General features: G+C 60.8%; 6 protein-coding genes, 1 tRNA gene and 1 riboswitch. Of the genes, 6 read left to right on the forward strand and 1 reads right to left on the reverse strand.

Annotation, left to right across the window (positions count from 1 at the left end; all coding sequences use genetic code 11):
• Positions 1-38: 38 nt before the first annotated feature.
• Positions 39-100: riboswitch (Fluoride riboswitch) on the forward strand.
• Positions 101-211: 111 nt separating this feature from the next.
• From MAMT_RS04980 to MAMT_RS05000, 5 genes are all read left to right on the forward strand, one after another.
• Entirely contained in the window at positions 212-1,432 is a 1,221-nt protein-coding gene (locus MAMT_RS04980; protein ID WP_142659907.1) for a cation:proton antiporter, read from the forward strand.
• A gap of 230 nt (positions 1,433-1,662) precedes the next feature.
• Positions 1,663-2,322, forward strand: coding sequence for an HNH endonuclease signature motif containing protein (locus tag MAMT_RS11625; RefSeq protein ID WP_246186535.1), 660 nt, complete (start codon positions 1,663-1,665; stop codon positions 2,320-2,322).
• A gap of 23 nt (positions 2,323-2,345) precedes the next feature.
• Positions 2,346-2,639, forward strand: a complete 294-nt coding sequence (locus MAMT_RS04990) for a hypothetical protein (RefSeq protein ID WP_142659908.1) — start codon at positions 2,346-2,348, stop codon at positions 2,637-2,639.
• 58 nt (positions 2,640-2,697) lie between these two features.
• Positions 2,698-2,768: transfer RNA gene (locus MAMT_RS04995), tRNA-Gly, on the forward strand.
• 101 nt (positions 2,769-2,869) lie between these two features.
• On the forward strand, positions 2,870-3,190 hold the full coding sequence (locus tag MAMT_RS05000; protein ID WP_142659909.1) for a hypothetical protein: 321 nt from the start codon (positions 2,870-2,872) through the stop codon (positions 3,188-3,190).
• 148 nt (positions 3,191-3,338) lie between these two features.
• Here the strand turns inward: MAMT_RS05000 and MAMT_RS05005 are convergent, their stop codons facing one another.
• Positions 3,339-4,391 (reverse strand): GlxA family transcriptional regulator, encoded by a 1,053-nt coding sequence (locus tag MAMT_RS05005; RefSeq protein WP_142659910.1) that lies wholly within the window; start codon positions 4,389-4,391, stop codon positions 3,339-3,341.
• A gap of 205 nt (positions 4,392-4,596) precedes the next feature.
• On the opposite strand from MAMT_RS05005, the gene MAMT_RS05010 reads away from it, so the two are divergent.
• The gene (locus MAMT_RS05010; RefSeq protein WP_142659911.1) at positions 4,597-4,908 is read left to right on the forward strand and encodes a hypothetical protein; all 312 of its coding nucleotides are present in this window, start codon (positions 4,597-4,599) and stop codon (positions 4,906-4,908) included.
• Positions 4,909-4,971 lie beyond the last annotated feature (63 nt).

The raw sequence follows: 4,971 nt of genomic DNA on the forward strand, positions 1-4,971 counted from the left end.
AAGAGTCTTGACGGGCATGGCATCTTCGCTAGCTTGAGAGGGAAGATGGGGATGGGGTTCCCCGGAAACCGCCATTTAGGCTGATAACTCCTACCACGCGGCAAACGCGAGAAGGAGGAGTGGTGTATCGAGGGAAGCCGGCGGTTTTGACGGAAGGGGTGCCGCTGATCCCAATCGCCCAAGGGACTCCGCTTCCTCGATCGGAGCGCTCATGACGGGTATTTGGGCGCTTGCCGCGCTCTGGTTTGGACTTGCCCTCCTTGCAAGCCTTGCTTCGAACTGGTTTCGCATTTCCACCGCCTTGTCCGAAATCGTCGTGGGAATGGTCGCGTCAGTGGTCCTCACGACCATAATCGGGCCGGACGTCCTTCGTACCGACGAACCCTGGATCAAAGTTCTCGCGGGCATCGGCGCCATCCTCCTGACCTTTCTCGCCGGAGCCGAACTCGATCCCCAGGTGTTCAAACTCAAATGGAAAGAAGCGGTGGCGGTTGGGTTGGCGAGCTTCTTCGTGCCGTCGATTGGATGCGCCGCCGCAGGTCATTACCTGCTTGGCTGGGATTGGATGCCGAGCGTCCTTGCCGGAATTGCCCTCGCAGCGACTTCCGTGGCGGTCGTCTATACGGTGATGTTAGAGTTTGGCTTCAATCGAACCGACTATGGAAAGACGATTCTCGCCGCCTGTTTCATCACGGATCTCGGCACCGTCATCGCGCTTAGCCTGATCTTCTCCCCCTTCACGAGCAAGACCCTGATCCTCGTGGTCTCCGTGACAGCGGCATTCGTGGGCCTTCCGTGGCTCACGCCTCGTCTCTTCCATCGGTACGGAGGGCGGGCATCCGAACTCGAGACAAAGTTTCTGCTCCTGGGCCTGCTGGGAATGGGGTCGCTCGCCACTTGGGCCGGGAGTGAAGCGGTCCTGCCGGCCTATCTGATCGGAATGGCCCTCGCGGGGAGCGTTGGTCGCGATCATGCCCTGATCCGGCGTTTGCGGACGGTCACGGTCGGCGTCTTGACGCCCTTTTACTTTATGCGTGCGGGGTACTTAGTCTCGATCCCTGCCGTGATTGCCGCACCGGCCGGGGTGCTTTTCTTTCTCGCTGTCGAAACCCTCACGAAGATTGGCAGCGTCTACCCGGTCGCGAAGTACCACGGTTCGACGCACAAGGAGGCCATGTACACCACTCTCTTGATGTCCTCGGGGCTCACCTTTGGGACGATCGCGTCGCTCTTCGGACTCTCCCACGGGATTATCGAAAAGAGTCAATATTCCACCCTGGTGGCGGCGATCGTCGGCACTGCGATCCTCCCGACGGTGGTCGCCAATCTCTTTTTTCTGCCGCGCCATCTGCTGCCGAAGGAGCAACCGGAGGATCCGCTCGGCAAAGGGGCGGGGATGCAGAGGCCTGTCCAGAGCGGAGAGCGGAGCTAGCTTCCAGGGTTTGTATGATTGGCCTCTAGAAATGGCCGTCTCTTGCTGATCGGGCGGTGCGGCGCTTCGCGAGGTTGTGGCAAGCGGGAAACCCGAGGTTACAAGCATGAGAACCACCCTGCACAAGACGCATCGCAGCTTTGGGCAAGGGGAGCCGGATGTTCCTAAGCCCTTCTCATCCAGCATCAAATCGGTTGCGAAAGGCGGATCCGGTCCGCTAGCATCCTCCGATGCGTCGCACCTTTCTGGCTTTTGCCGCTCTTCTGACCCTGGGCTTTTCGGCTCTCGCCCAGCCGCCCATCCTGCCCGATCCCAAGCTGACTCCGGGGGATACATTTCCGGTCGGCCGAGCCGACGTCTGCGTGCCGGGTTACTCCAAAAAGGTCCGGAACGTCCCCATCGCTCTCAAGCGGGAAGCCCTGCGACGCTACGGGGTTCCTTTGGGAGACCGTCGGGATTATGAGATCGACCATCTGATTCCTCTGGCCTTGGGAGGCTCCAATTCGATCCGCAACCTGTGGCCGCAATCGCGAAAGACCTCTCCTTGGAATGCCGGAAAAAAAGATTTCTTGGAAGATCGGCTCCACAAGCTGGTCTGCTCCGGAAAGGTCGACTTGGCGGAAGCCCAGAAGGCGATTTCGACGAACTGGATCGACGCCTACCGAAAATACATCGGGCAGGGAGGCAGAACGCCCAAAGGGGAAGGGAAAGCGGGCGTGCCATCGGCAGCCGCGGCTAGCCAAGGCTCCCTCGTCTGGGTGAACACTCGCTCCGGCGCCTACTGGAAACCCGGTTCTTCCTTTTATGGGAAAACCAAACAGGGGCAATATATGTCTGAGCAGGAGGCCCGGGCAAAAGGCTTCCACCCGGCGCACGGAACCGGGGAATAGCAAAGAGAACCAGCGAGACAACTATGGCGCTCAATCGAAAACTCAGTGCCCTCGTTCAGAAACGGGAACTCGCCAAAAGCGAAGCTACTCCCGGTCAGCTTTCTCTTTCCTTCACGGATGGATCCCAGCTTCTCATCCGGCTCGCATCGGCAGCCCCGCCCATGCCGGGCAAGGGCACCATGGAAAAGGTTCTCGAAACCGGCAGCCGCTTGGTCCTCGTCCTTGAACCGGAATCCCGGATTGAACTGGCGCTCGCCGATCCCGGCGCTTCGATCTCCCTCCGCGACGCGCAGGGGACCGTCGAGTATCTTGGATAGAGGTAGAGAAATGCTTTTGACAATTCGACCGATCGAAGGGAGCATTTCCCCCTGCCATGCGGGTGTAGTTCAGTGGTAGAACACGGGCTTCCCAAGCCTGTAGCGAGGGTTCGATTCCCTTCACCCGCTCCCCCCTTGGCAGATCTGAGAAAAAGGTCTGAGAAAACAATGGGAGCGGTTCTTTCTTGACCCCTTGTCATCCTTGTCTTAAGGGCGACCTCATTCGAAGCATGAAGGCCCTTCTCGCGGCGTTTAGCTTGTTCCTGGCGGCCCCGATGGTGTTTGGCTGCCGGCTGATTTCCGACGGGCTCCCCAACGCCGCCGCCGCGGAAGAAGGAAGCATTACGCCCGGCTGCGCCGGCCGGACCGGCATGGAACGGGGATCCCTCGAACCTGGGAGCGGTGCGCAAGTCGTGCCGGTGCAGATGCCGGAGGGGCTGCCCGAAGGGATGCCTGGGGAAGAAAAGCCGTCGGATGACGAGAATAAAAAGGAAAAGGCACCCACCGAGGAGGGGGAAGAGCCTCCTGAGCCGCAGGAAGAAGTCCCATAAGGCCTCTTTCTTCGATGTCGGGCGACGTCTACCCGTCTGTCGATACAACGTGCGCACGCGGCGCGTCGCGATCCTGTCCGATCGGGAAGGCCGATAAACCGGTCCACCTGTTGCCCGCCCCGCCGGATTCTCTTGGCCCGGTCCGTGGCTATGGGGCCGCCGACTCGCAGTATGATCTTTCCACCGCTGCCTCCTCCAGTTCCGGTCCGGCGGGAAAGACCGTGTACCTGCGCCGATATCGTTTCGGCGAGATCCCGACATGCCGCCGGAAAAGACGGCGAAAGGAGCGCGAATCGTCGTAGCCGACCTCCGCGACGATCTCCTCCACGGTTCGATCGGTTCTTTCCAGGAGATCCTTGGCCTTTTCGATGCGCACTCCTTGGAGGTATTCGCCCGGGGTCTGGCCCACCGTTGTCCGAAACCGGCGCAGGAGCGTGCGAGGGCTGACCCCACAGGATGCCGCCACCTCGGGAAGCGAAACCGGCTTTCGGGGATCCGCAGCCAGGAACTCCTGGGCCTTTTGGACGACGCGGTCTCTATGCTCCTGCCGGTTCCAACGAACCATGTAGGGAAGCTGGGAGTCCCGTTCGGAGTCGACCAGGATGAACCGAGCAACCGAGAGGGCGTGAGCGCGGCCGAGGAACTTTTCCGCGAGCTTGATCATCAGGTTGAGATAGGCCGTCGCCCCGCCCGCCGTGATCACTCTGCCGTCCTCGACGACCATGCGGGAGATTTGCCAGCGCACCTTGGGATAACGGGAGGCGAAGAAATCGGCCTGACACCAGTGGGTCGTCGCCCGGCGTCCATCGAGCAGTCCCGCTTCGGCCAAGAAGAGCGCCCCCGTGCAGGAACTCGTGACGATGGTGCCCCGGGCGTGGCATTCCCGCATCCAATCGAGATAGGGGCGGTTGCGACGTAATGCTTCCTCAAAATCCACTTCCGGGGCCGGAACATAGATCAGATCGGGAGTGCCGATCTCCTGAATGGCACCCTCGGATCGAATCACCACCGGTCCGTATTCCACCGGCATCCCGTTCGCGGAGACCAAAAGTACCCGGAATCGACCTTGGCCGTTCTCCGAGCACGGGGTGCCCGCGGAGGCCCCCATCCGCTCGATGAGGTGCGCGGGGCCGACAACCGCCACGGGCTTCGCCCCGGAGAGAAGGGGGATCGCTGCGGTCAGTGGACGGATGGGCTCCATCGCTGGCAAAGAATAGAATCGAAAGCCGCCTCGGTCCAATGGAGAAGGGGAAATTGGCGGTTTTAACCCGAAGTTTGTCTTTGGACACCCTGGAGGGCCATTCCCATTCCTGGCAGACTCGGCCGTGAATCATCCGCGACGCCGCTTGCTCGGCAGAGCAGCGGGCTCCGGCGATTCAAGCAGGACAACCAAGGAGAATAGCACAATGAGCCATTGCGAAGAGAAGAGCTGCTGCGAGGAGACGAGCTGCCACGACGAAAAAGCCGAAAGGTGCCACGGAGGGGGCGACCTCATGGAGCATGTCATGCACATGTGGAAATCCGCCGGCTGCAAGGCTTGGCAGGAGGTCGTGACCGACATCCTGAAAGAAAAGATCCGGAAGGAGTACGGCGCTCAGCTCGAAAAGGGAGCGGAGGCGTTCGTGGCATCCATGGGAGCCGGCTGGCAGGCGAAAGTCGCCCAGGCCAAGGCGCAAGTCGAGTTCCGGAAGGCGGTCGAGAAGGGGATTCTGGGCTAGCCTGACGGCGCTGCCGTTTTTACCCTCTCTCCGAAAAAAGGTGGCTGCTCTTGGCGGGAGCAG

The sequence above is a fragment of the Methylacidimicrobium tartarophylax genome, from assembly GCF_902143375.2.
Lineage (GTDB): Bacteria > Verrucomicrobiota > Verrucomicrobiia > Methylacidiphilales > Methylacidiphilaceae > Methylacidimicrobium > Methylacidimicrobium tartarophylax.

Excerpts from the sequence above, each read along its gene's own strand:
- MAMT_RS04980 (WP_142659907.1), top strand. The coding sequence starts at position 212 with ATGACGGGTATTTGGGCGCTTGCCGCGCTCTGGTTTGGACTTGCCCTC.
- MAMT_RS11625 (WP_246186535.1), top strand. The coding sequence starts at position 1,663 with ATGCGTCGCACCTTTCTGGCTTTTGCCGCTCTTCTGACCCTGGGCTTT.
- MAMT_RS04990 (WP_142659908.1), top strand. The coding sequence starts at position 2,346 with ATGGCGCTCAATCGAAAACTCAGTGCCCTCGTTCAGAAACGGGAACTC.
- MAMT_RS05000 (WP_142659909.1), top strand. The coding sequence starts at position 2,870 with ATGAAGGCCCTTCTCGCGGCGTTTAGCTTGTTCCTGGCGGCCCCGATG.
- MAMT_RS05005 (WP_142659910.1), bottom strand. The coding sequence starts at position 4,391 with ATGGAGCCCATCCGTCCACTGACCGCAGCGATCCCCCTTCTCTCCGGG.
- MAMT_RS05010 (WP_142659911.1), top strand. The coding sequence starts at position 4,597 with ATGAGCCATTGCGAAGAGAAGAGCTGCTGCGAGGAGACGAGCTGCCAC.